The 16,199-nt window shown below is 59.4% G+C and carries 13 protein-coding genes; 5 read left to right on the forward strand and 8 right to left on the reverse strand.

The genetic code is table 11. The features are described from left to right. Positions 1-150 precede the first annotated feature (150 nt). From ACXAG1_RS13750 to ACXAG1_RS13760, 3 genes are all read left to right on the forward strand, one after another. Positions 151-2,154, forward strand: a complete 2,004-nt coding sequence (locus ACXAG1_RS13750) for an acetyl/propionyl/methylcrotonyl-CoA carboxylase subunit alpha (RefSeq protein WP_475119997.1) — start codon at positions 151-153, stop codon at positions 2,152-2,154. A gap of 14 nt (positions 2,155-2,168) precedes the next feature. Beyond that, entirely contained in the window at positions 2,169-3,089 is a 921-nt protein-coding gene (locus ACXAG1_RS13755; protein ID WP_475119998.1) for a hydroxymethylglutaryl-CoA lyase, read from the forward strand. A gap of 89 nt (positions 3,090-3,178) precedes the next feature. Further along, positions 3,179-4,438, forward strand: coding sequence for a DUF945 family protein (locus ACXAG1_RS13760; RefSeq protein WP_475119999.1), 1,260 nt, complete (start codon positions 3,179-3,181; stop codon positions 4,436-4,438). 161 nt (positions 4,439-4,599) lie between these two features. Here ACXAG1_RS13760 and ACXAG1_RS13765 read toward each other — a convergent pair whose 3' ends face one another. From ACXAG1_RS13765 to alaE, 3 genes are all read right to left on the reverse strand, one after another. After that, entirely contained in the window at positions 4,600-4,953 is a 354-nt protein-coding gene (locus ACXAG1_RS13765; RefSeq protein WP_475091016.1) for a DUF4870 family protein, read from the reverse strand. A gap of 125 nt (positions 4,954-5,078) precedes the next feature. Further along, positions 5,079-6,506, reverse strand: coding sequence for a hypothetical protein (locus tag ACXAG1_RS13770; protein WP_475120000.1), 1,428 nt, complete (start codon positions 6,504-6,506; stop codon positions 5,079-5,081). 352 nt (positions 6,507-6,858) lie between these two features. After that, on the reverse strand, positions 6,859-7,458 hold the full coding sequence (gene alaE / locus ACXAG1_RS13775; protein ID WP_475091018.1) for an L-alanine exporter AlaE: 600 nt from the start codon (positions 7,456-7,458) through the stop codon (positions 6,859-6,861). Between the two features lie 321 nt (positions 7,459-7,779). Here alaE and ACXAG1_RS13780 point away from each other — a divergent pair, with 321 nt between their 5' ends. Beyond that, a complete protein-coding gene (locus ACXAG1_RS13780) occupies positions 7,780-8,331 on the forward strand; it encodes a PadR family transcriptional regulator (protein ID WP_475091019.1) in 552 nt (183 codons plus the stop codon). A 56-nt stretch (positions 8,332-8,387) separates the two neighbouring features. Here ACXAG1_RS13780 and ACXAG1_RS13785 read toward each other — a convergent pair whose 3' ends face one another. The 3 genes from ACXAG1_RS13785 to ACXAG1_RS13795 all read right to left on the reverse strand — a co-directional run bounded on the left by ACXAG1_RS13785 (position 8,388) and on the right by ACXAG1_RS13795 (position 9,790). Beyond that, positions 8,388-8,771: a VOC family protein gene (locus ACXAG1_RS13785; protein WP_475091020.1), complete on the reverse strand. Its 384-nt coding sequence runs from the start codon at positions 8,769-8,771 to the stop codon at positions 8,388-8,390. Positions 8,772-8,863: 92 nt separating this feature from the next. After that, on the reverse strand, positions 8,864-9,280 hold the full coding sequence (locus tag ACXAG1_RS13790; RefSeq protein WP_475091021.1) for a RipA family octameric membrane protein: 417 nt from the start codon (positions 9,278-9,280) through the stop codon (positions 8,864-8,866). A 30-nt stretch (positions 9,281-9,310) separates the two neighbouring features. Further along, the gene (locus ACXAG1_RS13795) at positions 9,311-9,790 is read right to left on the reverse strand and encodes a YciI family protein (protein ID WP_475091022.1); all 480 of its coding nucleotides are present in this window, start codon (positions 9,788-9,790) and stop codon (positions 9,311-9,313) included. 372 nt (positions 9,791-10,162) lie between these two features. Between ACXAG1_RS13795 and ACXAG1_RS13800 the strand changes: the two genes are divergently transcribed. Further along, positions 10,163-12,712 (forward strand): TonB-dependent receptor, encoded by a 2,550-nt coding sequence (locus tag ACXAG1_RS13800; protein ID WP_475120001.1) that lies wholly within the window; start codon positions 10,163-10,165, stop codon positions 12,710-12,712. Positions 12,713-12,894: 182 nt separating this feature from the next. On the opposite strand, the gene acs is transcribed toward ACXAG1_RS13800, so the two are convergent. Both acs and ACXAG1_RS13810 read right to left on the reverse strand, forming a co-directional pair. Then, the gene (acs, locus tag ACXAG1_RS13805) at positions 12,895-14,832 is read right to left on the reverse strand and encodes an acetate--CoA ligase (RefSeq protein WP_475091024.1); all 1,938 of its coding nucleotides are present in this window, start codon (positions 14,830-14,832) and stop codon (positions 12,895-12,897) included. Between the two features lie 440 nt (positions 14,833-15,272). Next, positions 15,273-16,199, reverse strand: coding sequence for a histone deacetylase family protein (locus ACXAG1_RS13810; RefSeq protein WP_475120002.1), 927 nt, complete (start codon positions 16,197-16,199; stop codon positions 15,273-15,275).

Genomic DNA, 16,199 nt, shown 5'->3' on the forward strand with positions numbered 1-16,199 from the left:
GTTTTCAGGATCGTCGCAAACAGGATGTTTGCGCCGAAGCGCCCAGGGATGGGTTTACAGCGGTCCTGAAAACCGACACCCGGTGACCGGCCGCCACTGAGCCGGAACAGAGCTCGAATAGAGCCCGGAAAAGACCAAACAGAGCCAGCTATGATTCGCAAACTGCTGATCGCCAACCGTGGCGAAATTGCCTGTCGTATTATCCGCACCGCGCGTCGCCTCGGCGTCGCCACCGTCGCGGTTTATTCTGACGCAGATGCCAACGCCCTGCACGTCCAGCAGGCCGACGAAGCCGTACACCTCGGCCCCGCCCCGGCCAAAGAATCCTACCTGGACATCGACAAAGTCCTCGCCGCCGCCAAACGCACCGGCGCCGACGCCATCCACCCCGGCTACGGATTCCTCTCCGAGAATGCCCACTTCTGCCGCGCATGCGAAGAAGCCGGCATCATCTTTGTCGGCCCACCCGCCGCCGCCATCGACGCCATGGGCTCCAAATCCGCCGCCAAGCGGATCATGGAAGAGGCCAATGTACCCCTGGTGCCCGGCTACCACGGCCAGAACCAGGACCCCGGCATTCTCGAAGGCCACGCCAACCGCATCGGCTACCCGGTACTGCTCAAAGCGGCCGCCGGTGGCGGTGGTAAGGGTATGCGTCGGGTCGACAACCCCAACGAATTCCACGCAGCACTGGACGCCGCCAAGCGCGAAGCGCGCAACGCCTTCAACGACGACATCATGTTGATCGAGCGCTACGTGGTGAATCCGCGCCACGTGGAAATCCAGGTGTTCTGTGACAAGCAGGGCAAGGGCGTATACCTGTTCGAGCGCGACTGCTCGGTACAGCGCCGCCACCAGAAAGTGGTGGAAGAAGCCCCGGCGCCCGGCCTGTCCGCCGAGACGCGCAAGAAAATGGGCGAGGCCGCCCTGCGCGCCGCCCACGCCATCGGTTACGTGGGCGCGGGTACCGTGGAATTCCTGCTGGATGCCGGCGGTTCGTTTTATTTTATGGAGATGAACACTCGCCTGCAGGTAGAGCACCCGGTTACCGAAATGATTACCGGCCAGGACCTGGTTGCCTGGCAGCTGTCGGTGGCCGCTGGTGACTCCCTGCCACTGGCCCAGGAAGAACTCAGTATTATCGGGCACGCTTTTGAAGTGCGTATCTACGCGGAAGATCCGGACAACGACTTCCTGCCGGCTACCGGTAAGTTACTGCGGCACCAACCGCCCGCGGAAGACAAATCCGTGCGCGTGGACACCGGCGTGCAGACCGGCGACGAAATCAGCGTGCACTACGACCCGATGATTTCCAAACTGATCGTGCACGGTCGCAACCGCCGCGAGGCCCTGGCAAAAATGGACCGCGCCCTGCAGCAGTATCAGATTGCCGGACTGCGCCACAATATCGAATTTCTGCGCCGGGTCATCAATCACACCGCCTTCGTGAACGGTCGCGTCAATACGCACTTTATCGAAGATCACGAACAGGAAATCCTGCAGCAGGAACAACAGCTGCGCTCCCAGCAGTGTGCCGCCATTGCCGCCTTTCTGTTCCACAGCGAAGCGCGTGCGCAACACCGCTCCGCGCCGAAAGCCGACCCTTTCTCTCCATGGCACAGCGGCAACAACTGGCGCAACGGCCTCACCGTTTGGCGCAGTAAAAAAATCGAAGTGCACGGCCGTGAGATTGAAATCCGTTTCTCCGGCAGCGAAGACAACCTGCGCTGGCAGTGCAGCGCCGCCGTGGACAATCAGAGCGGCACCGTTGCCGCTCTACACGGTCAGAATGTGGCGGTGCTCGACGGGCGCCGGGTGAACTATTCCAGCGTGGCTCATGGAAATGAGGGCACGGTATTTGTCAGTGGCGAGCAGGTGGACTTTAAAATCCTTCCGCCGGACACCGGCGAAAGCGCCGATGCCGCCCACGGCCTGGAAGCGCCGATGAACGGCACCATCGTCACCCTGCTGGCGGAGCCCGGAGCCAGGGTCAGCAAAGACCAGCCGCTGCTGGTGATGGAGGCGATGAAGATGGAACACACCCTGCGTGCGCCGGCAGACGGCACCGTGAATCAATTCTTCTGCGCCGCCGGCGAGCTGGTGGATGGCGGCAGCCTGTTGATCGACTTCAGCGCAGAAACCGCCGAAGGCTAACTGGAGTATTTTCGATGGCACTTCCGGAGCGAGCAAAAATGGTCGAAGTAGGCCCGCGAGACGGCCTGCAGAATGAGAAACAACCCATCTCCGTAGAGACCCGGGTGCAACTCATCGACCTGCTGAGCAACAGCGGTCTCAAGGTGATTGAGGCCGGTAGCTTCGTCAGCCCCAAATGGGTACCGCAGATGGCGGCCAGCGAGGAAGTGCTCGCCGGTATCCGCCGCGTGCCCGGCGTCACCTACAGCACCCTCACCCCCAATATGGTGGGCTACGAGCGCGCGCGGGATGCCAGGGCGGACGAGGTCGCGGTATTTGGTGCGGCGTCGGAGAGCTTCACCCGCAAAAACATCAACTGTTCCATCGAGGAAAGCCTGGATCGCTTCCGTCCGCTGGCGGAGCAGGCGCGCATCGACGGCATTCCGGTGCGCGGCTACGTGTCCTGTGTACTCGGCTGCCCCTACGAGGGCGACATCAGGGCCGAGAAGGTGGCAGAGGTCAGTAAAGCGCTGCTGGATATGGGTTGCTATGAAATCAGCCTCGGCGACACCATCGGCGTCGGCACCCCGGACAAGGCCCGCTATATGATCGAGACCGTGGCGCAACAGGTGCCCATGGAAAAGCTGGCGGTGCACTTCCACGATACCTACGGCCAGGCGCTGGCGAATATCTACGCCGCCCTGCAAGCCGGAATCACCGTGGTGGATTCCGCGGTGGCCGGACTCGGCGGCTGCCCTTATGCCCGCGGCGCCTCCGGCAATGTGGCCAGCGAAGATGTGCTCTACATGCTGGACGGACTGGGTATTCACACCGGCGTCGACCTCGCCCGTCTGGCCAGGGCCGGCAACTTTATCTCACGGGCACTGGGGCGCGACAGCGGCTCTAAAGTTGCCCGCGCCATTGCCGGCGAGCCCGGCGTCATCGACGGCGACTGAGCCGCGGCGGTATTGCGCACAAGGTCACCAGATTCATCGCGATCTGATACTATCGGGCCCCTCGTTTACGACGCCCGATTTTTGACCACATGAAAGCCTTACGTATACTCCTGATTACCACCACCGCCGTGCTGTTGCTGGCTGCGCTCATCGCACCGGGCCTGATTGGCCCCAAGGTCGAGGAAGCTCTGCAACAGCAACTCGCCCAGCAGCCGAATATTGACCTGAACGGTTACCAGCGCGGCTGGTTCGGCGCTGAGGCGCTGACCCTGTTAAAAGGGAAAGAGGGCGCCACTGAAACCTTCAGTGAAATCCAGCACGGCCCGGTTCTGTTTACCCGCAGCGGCCCCAGAGTGGGCGCCCTCTATGCGGAAACCCGCCTCACCGGCAAACAGCTGGAACCGGTGCTGCGCCATCAGCTGGAAGCCTACTACGGTCCTATTGGCACGAGTGTGGACGACAGCCCTGTCGTGCTGGAAACACTGGTGGCTGCCAACAACCGGGTGATCAATACCCTGTTTCTGCAGCCCATCGAGCGTGTCGTGGCGGACCAGCAGATCCTGTTCAAGGGGGGCGAGATCCGCTTTGTGACGGACTACCAGGGCAAGCAGCGAGACAGCCGCTTTGAGCTGGGCGAGTTTGTGCGCATGGACGGCCACCGCGAAGCACTGTACCTGCAGTCCGCTCAGGGCGAATTTGCCCTGGCACCCTCAGGTGCCGGCACCCTGCATGCCACACTGCCGCTGGTGCGCGCCAATAACGACAACGGCCCACTCGAGCTGCGGGACGTGGAGCTGGAGTACGCCAGTGAACTGGTGGCACCACGCACCCTCAAGGTTCTGGCCGGGATCAAATTGCCCGAGATCCAGTCTTCCACACCGGCCAGCAGCATGACTCAGCAGATCAACCTGCCATCCATCAGCTACGACGATCTGCACCACTTTCTCTACAACCTGATGTTGACTCCCTCCCACCAGCGCAGCTGGCCGGTGGTGTTCCAGCGCCCACTGCAGGCACAGCAACAGCTGGACATCCAGACCGCAAATGGCCCGTTACAGCTGCAGCTGGACGTGGACTGGAAGGGCATGCCACGCAACCGCAACGTACAGAACAGCAAACTGTTCTGGCTCGACAACCTGAACGGCAGTGCAAATATTTCCGCTGCGGAGCAGGCCCTGATGCAGTCACCCCTGATCATGCAGGCCAGTGCGCTGAAACAATACGGGTTTATGCAGGAAAAGGACGGCCAGCTGACCATGCACCTGCAACTGGATCACGGCAATCTCGAAGTGAATGGACAGCTATTGCCCGCCGACCTGTTTGTACTGGCATTGATGGGCGGAATCTAACGACCAGCCACTGGCAATACCGCCAGCCAGCAGGCAAAAAAAGAGCGGCCAATTGGCCGCTCCAACGGTTTCTCTCACCGTTTATCGGTACTACTAAAATTGGTACTACTAAAACCGGTACTACTAAAACCGGAACATCAAAATTCTGTCACCGTACCGCCTCAGGAATAGGCCGGCCGGTTCTCCGACAGGGTCAACCAGCCGCGTATCACCCGATAGCACACCCACACCCAGCTGATTCCCCAGACCACGAAGCCCACCAGAATCCACACGGTTGCCCAGCCAATCACAAACCACAACAGGCTGTACCAGAAGGTGCGAATCTGCCAACGGAAGTGTGACTCGGCAACGGTGCCGCGCACATCCCCCAGCTTCACATAGTTGATAATCACGCCAACAAAAAACGGCACCGCGGTGAAAATGCTGATCGCCTGAATAAGGTATACCAGAGTGGCGATGTCGCGCCCGGAGCGCTCGCGTTCGGATTGTTGCTCGGCGGGATAATGCTCGGACATGGTTCAGTTTCCAATCGATTATTCAACGCTTAAGTGTAAGTGCTAATTCCGCCACCGATAAGCACACGGGCACGCAAGTTGTCGCGGCCACCCCGTTGCCTGTCGCACTCGCACCCTGTAGCAAGCTAGCGCAGTGCCCACTCGGTATGCACATTTTTCTCCCGCCAGGCTTTCAGCTGCTGGATTGAGGAACGCATCAGCCCGAGTATTTCCGTGCGCTGGTGGCGACAATAATCCCGCTCGCTGTCGATGGACAGCCGCGCAGACAGCGCCTTCAAGCGCGCAGCGACCACTTCCAAACCAACACTCTCTGCTTCAGCGGCAATCGCCTGGGCCTGGTGCTGTGCATCGAGCCAGTGGCGGCCGGTCAGAGCACTGGTAAGCGCGGTGATCTTCTTCGGCAAGTTGGCGAGGCGGTCGCCAAGCAATTCGGAGAATGCCAGATGTCCCAGGGTATCTCGCTGGCGCTCCAGGGTACTGGAGTTCAGCACCTTGCTGGCACGCGCAGGCTTGCTCGGCGTCGATTTCGGCTGGGTTTTCTGATCCACCCAACTCAACAACTGCACCAATTGTGTGTCCGAGGGGTTGGAAGGGAGAACACCGGAGAGGCCGCGGCCGGCGAAGCGCTCGCGATCTCCCTTGTTGACGCTGTCCAGCATGCCGAAGATCAGTAGGCTCTCATTGGCAAAATCCCCGCGAATCTTGCGCGCAGTCTCGACACCGTCAATCAGCGGCAAACGCACATCGATCAGTACCAGATCGTATTTCGCCTTCAGCGCCGCCTCGGCGCCATCGATGCCATTGGTTTCCCGGCGCACCTTGTGGCCACTGGCTTCGAGGCGCGGGCGCAGACTTGGGTGGCTGTCGTTTTCCACCAGCAATATATACAGCTCACGCTGCGCCTCCTCGATCGACACGGGGGGCGCTGCAGCAGGCCCAAGCCCCTGAGGACTGCCCTGGCCAGCGCGCTGAATTTCTTCAATGGTACTGCGCAACGCACGGCACTGTCCGAGCGCGGCCTCTGCGAGGTGGCGGGTCTCATCATCGCCGCCACGGGACAGCAGACTCATGGTGCTTACCAGTGTTTCCAGTGGCTTGCGCATACGGTGCCCACTGAGGGACAGGAAGTCCCGATGTTCTTCCTCCGCCTGTTCCCCAGCAACCCTCGCCTCCTCAAGCTGCTTGTCGCGCTCCATCAACTCGTGCACCCGGGTTTGCACCTGGCGGAACAGCTTTGCGTTTTCCGCCTGCAGGTCTGCAACCTTGGCAGCCGCCGCATCCTGCGCGGCTTGCAGCCGGGCACGCAGGCGCATGCTCACCAGAAGACTGGCAACCAGGGCGACCGCAGTAAGCAGAATCCAAATCAGGGGGAGGCGATTCTCGAGGAGTATGGCCTGCCCGGGAAAGGCAGAGGCAAAGGTGGGGGTCAGCGCGGCAACAGCCACAATAATACGGCCACCCACTACCCAACACTGGGTAGGTAGCCGGCGGATCGCTCTGGCGCTGGCACCATCGCAGGTGCTACTCACCGTACGGCAGTAGGTCATGGTCATTATCTTCCTTGTAACCACTAAAAGTTCGGGCTATTCCTGCAACCCGGCCCATACCCCTGTCGGAATGATTTCTCGCGGGAATTCCACGGGAAGTGACTTACTCAGGGTGGATATCTCGCCGGGTTGGGCGGCCCGGCAAGTCTTTCGTATCCTGTATACGCACACTGTGCGCTTTTAGACTTGTGTCTGGCGGCGACCAGGGCATCCTGCCCGGTACTGGCATGGCCTTACACCAAACCAGGCACCGCATAAGACTATTCTACGCCAAAATTTCAAAATGCGACGGAGTTCTTGCTGGGCGCATTTGAAGGCAGGACCCATGCGCAAGTCAACTACCGGGCATTACAAGCTATTACGCCCGCTCCAACTCGGCCGCAGCCGGGTCGCAATCCGCGCCATTGCGGTGCCCCAGACCCCGGCTCCACAGTCGCCGCAGACAATCCAGGTACATACCGTAGGGCCGCCCGAGTACACCCGCGATCAGAGCAAAGGTCGCGCAGGCAGTGGCGATTTCACCCGCAGAAGCACCTCCGAGCAGCATATTGGCCGTGTAAAGAGGCAGCTGGAAGCTGAGGAATACAAAGGTATCCACACCATAGTTGTGCAACGCGCTGCCACGGCCAAAACGCCCCACAATCCAGTTTCGGTAGAGACTGAACGGGCGCGCGATCAAGGTGTTGAACACCACCGCGAGCAGTCGAACCTTCAGGTGTTCCCGCCAGCTCATTCCCGCCAGCATCAACTCGATGGGTATCGCAATTGCCCATGAGAAGCTGTTCATGGCGAACACATCGAGGAGCCACTCACTCCAGCGGGTGCGACGGTTGCGGCGCTGATTCAGCTGGGAATTGGTGCACTGGGATGTCTCAACCGGCTTTTCGTCCTCCAGCGCCATCACCGGCGGGGAGACAGGAATGGCTTCGGTAGCCTGAGACAGAGATTGGGGCGACATGCTGACACTGGACCTGACGTTCGGTGGCTTTTGGCCACGGCGGATTACTGCTATTGAACATTATTCAGCCACTTTTGGTGGCGGCTGCGATTATATCCACCAAAACCGTAATTTCCAGTCCCTTCATATTATATTTTCATTAACACCCAACATGAGCATCCTACCTCAAGTAAATATCCGCAATTAACATCCTAATAGGGCTGCCCGGAGTATATCGTCCTCCGCCCCTGAAACTACCTCCTTCAGGGAAGGCACCGTACACTACGGGGCTATGCAACTTTGCGCATACATCGCCCTTTGATTTGACTGTCGAGATCCACAATGTCCCTTAGATTTGCCGTGCTCAGCCTACTGGATATCGAGCCCGGCAGTGGCTACGACCTGAAACGCCGTTTCGAGCGCAGTGTCAACCACTTCTGGAGCGCCAGTCATCAGCAGATGTACCGGGAGCTCCACAAGCTGCACCACGAGGGACTGCTGGACTGTGTCGAGGAGCGCCAGAATGGCCGCCCCGACAAAAAGATCTACAGCCTGACCGATGCCGGGCGGGATGCGCTGGCATCCTGGATTACACAGCCCGCCGCTGCACAAAAGATCCGCGACCCATTCTTGATTCAGGTTTTTGCCGGCCACCACCTGTCTGCGGTGCAGATGCGCGCAGAGCTCGCCAACCACCTGGTTCAACACCGGGACAAACTTGCCACCTACGAGGCACAGAATGCCCGTTTCTACCGACGCCCGGCAGAACAGCAACAGAGACTGTGGATATCCCATCAGCCACTGTTGCTGGGCATTGAAACGGAGAAAACCTGGATTCGCTGGGCAGAGCAGTTGCTGGCTCGCCTGGACGAGGAAATCAGGCCGCGACGCTGAGCGCGTAATACCCGGCCATATGGATGGTGGAAAGTGTGCCCGCTGTGGTTATCGGATCAAAAGGCGTCCGCAGGGATATGGCACACAACTTCGATCTTGTGCCCGTCAGGGTCAAGTACAAAGGCACTGAAGTAATTATCGTGAATTTCCGGGCGCAGTCCCGGAGCGCCATTACCCACACTCTCCGAGGCACCGGCTTCCAGCGCGACCTTGTAGAACCGGTGCACGGTGTCCCGGTCTTCCGCGCTGAATGCAAGTTGCAGTGCGGGTGATGTGCTGGAGCCGCCCTTGATCAACAGCTGGGGTTTACCGCCCCAACCAAACCCGGCCCAGTCGCCCATTTCCATGACCAACTCATACCCAAGGGGTACCAGAGCGGCCTGGTAAAACGCTTTGCTGCGGTCGTAGTCGTGCACGATCAGACCAATATGATCCAGCATGGTAGCCCCCTTGGCGCGAACATTTTCCCACTGAAAGAACTCAGTATAGATAGGAGCTAAAAAAGCCGTTGGCAGTGCCCCGCGGGGAGATGCTATACAACGGTGAAGTACGCCAGAAATCCGTAAATGACCACGGCGCTACCGCAGAAAAACTGCCCCAGTATCAGGGCGCGAATGGCGACCGTATAGCGGATACAGCTGCCCTGTGAATGGACATCGCGGGTGAATACCCGTGCCGCTTCCGGCAACTGCGCTTCGGCCGCACGCAGCCCCGGCACCGCCAGGCTCAGCAGCTGACGGCTGCGCATATCCATCACCCAAAACACCGCAGATACAATCACCACAAAACCGCCGAGCAATACCAGAATCAGAGGGTGAAATCCCTTCTCCACGGCAGTGAAGACACCGCCATCGGCAAACATGGACAGGACTACAAAAAAATTGAAGGCTTTTAACCGCTGTTCCGCGTTAAAACGGTAGTGGTCGCACAGGTACTGCTGTTCGTTCACGCGTCGGACTCTGTATTGATTATTGGGTGATTAGGGAGACTGTTGAGCAAGTTTGCTGTGAACACCATTAACGGTTTTCACCGCCGCGGAACCGTACCAGGGGTGCAACTCCATGACCAGGCGCCCAGCCTGAATTGCCGGGTCGGTTTCCGTCAACTTGCGCGCTTCTTCCACGGTATCTACATCGAAGATATAAATACCACGCAGTTCACCACCGTCCAGAAAGGGGCCGGCGAGCACCAGTACACCCTCATTCGCCAATCGCTGAATGTTTGCCAAATGGGCACGCTGCAACTCCGCTGCAGCCACTTTATCCTGATCGCGGTTGGGGCCCGCCTTCAGCAGCGCCAGCACATATTTGTGCATCCCATATTTATCGGCACCGAGTTCAGCAGCGAGCTGCGGATCGTGATTGGCTTTATCGTTGCCGGAGTCCGCCACACTGGCGCCGGCCCACAAGCTGAGACAGGCCAGAAGCAACGCGGCCCGGCCCCATGATTGAAGTAGCATTGAGTTTTCTCGCGTATTGTTATTAACAGCGGCGTCGAGGCCGCCTTCCTTACTGTACGGCCATTACATCGATATTACTGCGCCTCAGTATACGCTCAGTAGTATTCCCCCAACAAAAACCCCTTGGGTCCACCGCGCTCTAACCCGCGATCAAGCCTGCCCGTCATTCCAAATTGGCTCCCCTCCCCCGATGAAACGGTTCGGGGAAATTCCCCGTGCGCCGTAGGTCAGCATGAATCCATACAGATGACCCTGGGCCGCGCAATCGGTCATTCACAATACTTTCACTCCGTTGCAATAAAAACGCCCTACTCTCCCCGGCCGGTAAATCAACAAAAACGTTCAGGACAATATAATTTAAGGACTCTTACCATGCGCCAAAACACACGCAAATTCCCAAGATTTTCCGGCGAAAAGACACTACTTGCCCTGGTAATCGGCCTTGCCGCTTCCGGTTCTGCAACGGCACAGCAAAGTGTCGAAAGCATGGAAGAAGTCGAGGTCTACGGAGGCTCCCGCGCGGCACTGGCCAACGCACTGGAGAAAAAACGGACTTCCGATAAAGCATCCAGCGTTGTAGATTCTGACGCCATGGGCAATTTTGCGGATACCAACGTCTCCGAATCCCTGCGCCGTCTGCCCGGCATCATGGTAGAAAACGACCAGGGGGAAGGCCGCTACGTATCCGTGCGTGGAATGAACACCGACCTGAACGCCATGACCATCAACGGCGTGAGCACCGCCTCTCCGGAAAACCGCCGCGGCGTAATGCTGGACGGCGTGCCCTCGGACATGCTCGACTCCATGACCGTGTACAAAACCCTGACGCCCAACCTGGACGCGGACACCATCGGTGGCGCCATCGATCTGGAAACCATCAGCGCATTCAAATACGACGGCTTCCACAGCAAGGTCAAAGCCGAGACCTCTTACAACGAGCTGACCAAAGACGCGAACAACCCCAAGCTCGCCGTTACCGCCACCAACCGCTTCCGCCTGCAGGACGGCGAGCTGGGCGTGGCCATGGTGGTCAGCGACCAGACCCGTCGCATCGTCGCGCGCAATAACGAAACCGGTGGCTGGGGCGACGAAGCCATCGACTCCGATTTCGAAATGCGCTACTACGACCTGGAACGCGAGCGCCAGGGTGTGGTGCTGAACTTCGATTACCAGGCCGACAGCGGCAACAGCTACTTCGCGCGCTTCTTCCACAACGAATACACCGACACCGAAGATCGCGCCAAGTGGGAAACCCGCTCCCTGGAAGACGATGCTGTTGTCGACGGTGACATCGCCACCTACCCGACCCAGCGCATGGATACCGAATCCCGCCCGCGCGTTGAGGTGCGCAGCATCAGCTCCGCCCAGTTCGGCGGTGAATTCCAGCTGAGTGAGCGCAGCACCCTGAAAGCGGAAATCTTCGGCTCACAGGCGGAGCAGGACGACACTGACAAGTGGAACGCCATCTACCGCAGTATCGAACTCGATACGCCGATGACCTACGACAACAGCGACCCGAAAAAACCGGTGCTGAACTACGCCGCCGAGCTGTACGACCCGCAGAACTATTTCCTCAAGGCGCTGGAAAGTGAAACCGCCCTCTCCACAGACCAGGATTTCGGCCTGCGTGTGGATATGAACCTGGAGCTGAACGATGTTACCGAGCTGCAGTACGGCATCAAATACCGCCAGCGCGACAAGGACAACGAGTTCGATTTCTGCGGCTACGAGCCCATCGACGATGTGACCCTGGCGGAGCACGACAACCGCGTAATCGGCGATTACTTCGGCAACAACCACGGCCCCTCGCCCACCTTTGACGGCGTGCGCGACCTGATCCCGACCCTGGGCAACGGCAGCTTTGCGCTGTCCGACGGCACCAGCTGCCGTGCGCCGGGGGACCTCTATGAAATGAGTGGTGACGAGGAAGAAGAATCCATCGCTGCAGACTGGTATGCGGAAGAAGATGTTTTCGCCGGCTACCTGATGGCTACCACCAATACCGACTTCGCCACCTACGTCTACGGCCTGCGTTACGAAGACACCAGCGCCACCTACCGCGGTAAACAGTTCGACGGCGAGGCCTATGCCGGCGACGTGGCCTACAACAATGACTACGGTTTCCTCGCGCCGTCGGTGAATGTGCAGTTGCAACTGGCCGACGACCAGGTTTTGCGCCTCGGCCTGTTCCGCTCCCTGGTGCGCCCGGGCTTCGGTGAAGCCAGCGCCGGTGCGGAAATCGACCTGGAAGACAACGAGATCGAGGGCGGTAACCCCTACCTGGATCCGACCACTGCGTGGAACCTGGATGTCAGCTACGAGTACTACGTCGGTGAAGGCACCTTTATCGGCGGCGGTCTTTTCTACAAAGACATCCAGGACGCCATCGTCGAAGTGAGCGCAAGCGACGCCGAACTGCGCGACCGCGTGTGGGACCGTATGGAAACCTACATCAACGCGGACGACAGCCGCATCTGGGGTGCGGAGCTGGCGCTGCAGCACGCCTGGGACAACGGCCTGCTGGCGATGGTCAACTACACCTTTGCCGATGGGGAGACCGACCTGCCGTCGGATTCCGCCTTTGGCGACCGCACCACTCCCTACGTCAAGCAGGCCCGCAACACCGCCAACCTGGCCTTCGGTTACGACAAGGGTGCCTGGGATATCCGCCTGGCCGCCAACTACCGCGACAAGTACCTGGACGAGCTCGGTGACAGCGCACTGAACGATCGCTACACCAGCGATTTCATGCAGGTGGACCTGACCGCGAAGTATGAGGTCAACGACAACCTGACCATCAACGCGGCGGCCATGAACCTCAACGACCGTCCGGAGTTCTACTACTTCGGCAACGAGAGTCGCCTGTCCCAGTACGACGAGTTCGGTTCTACTTACGAGCTGGGCTTCAGCTACACCTTCTAATAAGACGGGAAGTTAAGGGCGAAGGTGGCGATACCGGGTACAGTCTTGTGAGACCTTCCGCGAGAGGGACCTCGCGGAAGAGCCCCCATGGATGGGTTCACGGCGTGTCTCACAAGACTGTACCCGGTAGCGCCACCGCCACTTAGTTAGAAATTAACGAAACAAGTGTGCAACAGCGGTACTTAACGATTGGCCCGATGATCCACCAGCTCGTCTACCACGGACGGATCCGCCAGGGTCGAGGTGTCCCCCAGTGAATCCAGCTCGTTACTGGCAATCTTGCGCAGGATACGGCGCATGATCTTGCCGGAGCGGGTTTTCGGCAGTCCCGGGGCCCACTGGATGATATCCGGCTTGGCGATGGGGCCGATTTCCTGTACGCACAGGTCGATCAGTTCCTTCCGCAGCTCTTCCGACGGCTCGCGGCCATTTTTCAGAGTCACGTAGCAGTAGATACCCTGGCCCTTGATATCGTGGGGATAACCCACCACCGCCGCCTCCGCAGTATCCTCGTGCAGCACGATGGCGCTCTCGATTTCCGCGGTACCCAGACGGTGCCCGGAAACATTCAGCACGTCATCGATACGCCCGGTAATCCAGTAGTAACCATCGGCATCGCGGCGCGCGCCGTCGCCGGTAAAGTAGTAACCGGGGAAGGTGGAGAAGTAGGTGTCGATCATGCGCTGATGATCGCCGTACACGCTGCGAATCATGCTCGGCCAGCTGGCCTTCATCACCAGCGCACCTTCGCCTTCACCCTCGATTTCCTGGCCTTTCTCGTCCAGCAGTGCCGGCTGTACACCAAAAAATGGATTGGTCGCGGAGCCCGGCTTCAGCGCAGTGGCGCCGGGCAGCGGCGTGATCAGGTGTGCACCGGTTTCGGTCTGCCACCAGGTGTCCACGATCGGGCAGCGCTTTTCGCCCACCACGTCGTAGTACCACTCCCAGGCTTCCGGATTGATCGGTTCACCCACGGTGCCCAGCAGTTTCAGCGAGCTGCGGTCGCACTTGGTGACGAAGTCGTCGCCGGCACCCATCAAAGCGCGGATTGCGGTGGGGGCGGTGTAGAAGGTATTCACCTTGTGTTTTTCCACCACCTGCCAGCAGCGGGAGGCATCCGGATAGGTGGGCACACCTTCAAACATCAGCGAGATGGCACCGGCACACAGCGGGCCGTACACAATGTAGCTGTGGCCAGTAATCCAGCCCACATCCGCGGTACACCAGAACACATCACCTTCCTTGTAATCGAAGGCGTATTTGAAGGTCATGGTGGAAGCGAGCAGGTAGCCGGCAGTGGTGTGCAATACACCCTTGGGTTTGCCGGTGGAGCCGGAGGTGTAGAGGATAAACAGCGGGTCTTCCGCGTTCATCGGCTCCGGTGCGCAGTCGGTGCTCTGTTCGGCGACGGATTCGGCGTACCAGATGTCGCGTTTGCTGTCCCAATCGATGTTGGCACCGGTGCGTTTGACCACGATGGCGGTGTGTACGTCCGGGCAGCTCGCGAGCGCCCTATCTACATTGGCTTTCAGCGGTACTTTTCTGCCACCGCGCACACCTTCGTCGGCGGTGATCACCAGGCGACAGTCGGAGTCGAGAATACGGTCTTTCAGGGAGTCCGGGGAGAAGCCACCAAAGACCACCGAGTGCACCGCACCAATGCGGGTACAGGCGAGCATGGCGTAGGCGGCTTCGGGGATCATCGGCATGTAGATGCACACGCGATCGCCCTTGTTCACGCCGCGGGCTTTCAGCAGATTGGCGAGGCGACCAACCTGTTCGTGCAATTCCCGGTAGGTGATGTTTTTACTGTCGGCGGGATCGTCGCCCTCCCAGATCAGCGCGGTCTGCTCGGCGCGAGTGGGAAGGTGGCGATCGATACAGTTGACGGAGACATTCAGTTCGCCGTCGGCAAACCAGGCCGCATGGCCTTTTTTCAGATCTTCTTCCACCACTTTGGTGAACGGCTTGCTCCACTGCAGGAAGTCGTTGGCCTGCTGGGACCAGAATGCTTGCGGGTCTTCTACCGACTGGCGGTACATGCGCTGGTAGTCGTCTTTGTTGACGAGGGTATCGGCGGCGAAGGTTTCGGGCACCGGGTAGGTGTGCACTTCAGACATCGTTTTCTCCCTTATTAGTATTATCGGGCTGCTGCGCCATCCGTTAAGCGAGCTGTAAGTGAGCAATCGCTTCGGCGCATTCATCGCAGTTGTTTGCCCGGGTGCGTCCGCGTGCGGACCCTGGGGCATTTATCCCGATAAGTTATACCACTGGCGGCCAAGAAATGACAACGCTGTCACCTCTCCTTTCATTTCATCATAGCGTGCAGGGTTTGCGGTTTCCCACCTTTGGGTTGGATTCTGGTGCCTTTTTGTTGGTTCTGGTTTTGGTTTGGGGTGGCCACTTAGAGGTCTAGTGGCGGTGAAGCACCGGGTACGGGTTTTCAGGACCGCTGTTAACCCATCCCTGGGCGCTGCGGCGCAAACATCCTGTTTGCGACGCTCCTGAAAACCCGTACCCGGCACTCCACCTTCTCATCAGCTTGTGGGTATTTGTTCGGTTAATTACCAATCAGACCTTTGAGATGCGCAACCACACTGCGCCCCAGTGCAGACAGGGCATAACCGCCCTCAAGTGCGGAAACAATTCGGCCTTCGCAATTCTTGTCCGCGTACTCCCGCAGTCTTTCGGTTACCCACAAATAATCTTCTTCCTTGAAGCGCAGCTGCGCCATGGTGTCTTCGATATGTCCGTCAAAACCGGCGGAGATAAACAGCATCTGCGGTTGAAATTTTTCCAGTGCGGGCAGCCATTGGGTGGTCACGACTTGGCGCAGGGCATCGCCGCCGGCGCCGGCTTCGAGGGGGGAGTTGACGATGTTGTCGGGCAGGTCGCCGGTGCCGCTAAACGGGTAGTAGGGGGACTGGAAACTGGAGCAGAGCAGGTAACCTTCGCGGCCGGCGACAAAGTCCTCGGTGCCGTTGCCGTGGTGGACGTCGAAGTCGAGGATGGCGACGCGATCGAGGCCGTGTTGTGCGCGGGCGTGGGCGGCGGCGATGGCGATGTTGTTGAACAGGCAGAAGCCCATGGCTTTGTCCCGCTCGGCGTGGTGGCCCGGTGGGCGGACGGCGCAGAAAGCGGCGTTGATTTCCCCGGCAATGACGCGATCCACGGCGTCGATACCACTGCCGGCGGCGTGTAATGCGGCGGCGAGAGTGTGGGGGGTCATGCGGGTATCTTCGTCGAGGACTTCGATGCCCTCGCTGGGGGCGCGATCAAACAGGGAGGCGACGTATTCCGGTGTATGTACCCGCTCGAGCTGCGCGCGGGTGGCTTGGGGGGCGTCGAAGAAGCGCAGCACGTATTCCATGCCGCTGCTTAACAGCTGGTCCTGGATGGCATCGAGCCGCGCGGGACACTCCGGGTGGTCTTCGCCCATATCGTGGCGGCTGCAGGCGGGGTCTGAGAAAAATCCAACGGTCGCCAT

The sequence above is a fragment of the Microbulbifer sp. ABE4_465 genome (assembly GCF_056160765.1).

Excerpts from the sequence above, each read along its gene's own strand:
- alaE (WP_475091018.1), bottom strand. The coding sequence starts at position 7,458 with ATGTCGCCCCAATCTCTGTCTCAGGCTACCGAAGCCATTCCTGTCTCC.
- ACXAG1_RS13760 (WP_475119999.1), top strand. The coding sequence starts at position 3,179 with ATGAAAGCCTTACGTATACTCCTGATTACCACCACCGCCGTGCTGTTG.
- ACXAG1_RS13780 (WP_475091019.1), top strand. The coding sequence starts at position 7,780 with ATGTCCCTTAGATTTGCCGTGCTCAGCCTACTGGATATCGAGCCCGGC.
- acs (WP_475091024.1), bottom strand. The coding sequence starts at position 14,832 with ATGTCTGAAGTGCACACCTACCCGGTGCCCGAAACCTTCGCCGCCGAT.
- ACXAG1_RS13800 (WP_475120001.1), top strand. The coding sequence starts at position 10,163 with ATGCGCCAAAACACACGCAAATTCCCAAGATTTTCCGGCGAAAAGACA.
- ACXAG1_RS13750 (WP_475119997.1), top strand. The coding sequence starts at position 151 with ATGATTCGCAAACTGCTGATCGCCAACCGTGGCGAAATTGCCTGTCGT.
- ACXAG1_RS13765 (WP_475091016.1), bottom strand. The coding sequence starts at position 4,953 with ATGTCCGAGCATTATCCCGCCGAGCAACAATCCGAACGCGAGCGCTCC.
- ACXAG1_RS13785 (WP_475091020.1), bottom strand. The coding sequence starts at position 8,771 with ATGCTGGATCATATTGGTCTGATCGTGCACGACTACGACCGCAGCAAA.
- ACXAG1_RS13810 (WP_475120002.1), bottom strand. The coding sequence starts at position 16,199 with ATGGCGACCGTTGGATTTTTCTCAGACCCCGCCTGCAGCCGCCACGAT.
- ACXAG1_RS13795 (WP_475091022.1), bottom strand. The coding sequence starts at position 9,790 with ATGCTACTTCAATCATGGGGCCGGGCCGCGTTGCTTCTGGCCTGTCTC.
- ACXAG1_RS13755 (WP_475119998.1), top strand. The coding sequence starts at position 2,169 with ATGGCACTTCCGGAGCGAGCAAAAATGGTCGAAGTAGGCCCGCGAGAC.
- ACXAG1_RS13770 (WP_475120000.1), bottom strand. The coding sequence starts at position 6,506 with ATGACCATGACCTACTGCCGTACGGTGAGTAGCACCTGCGATGGTGCC.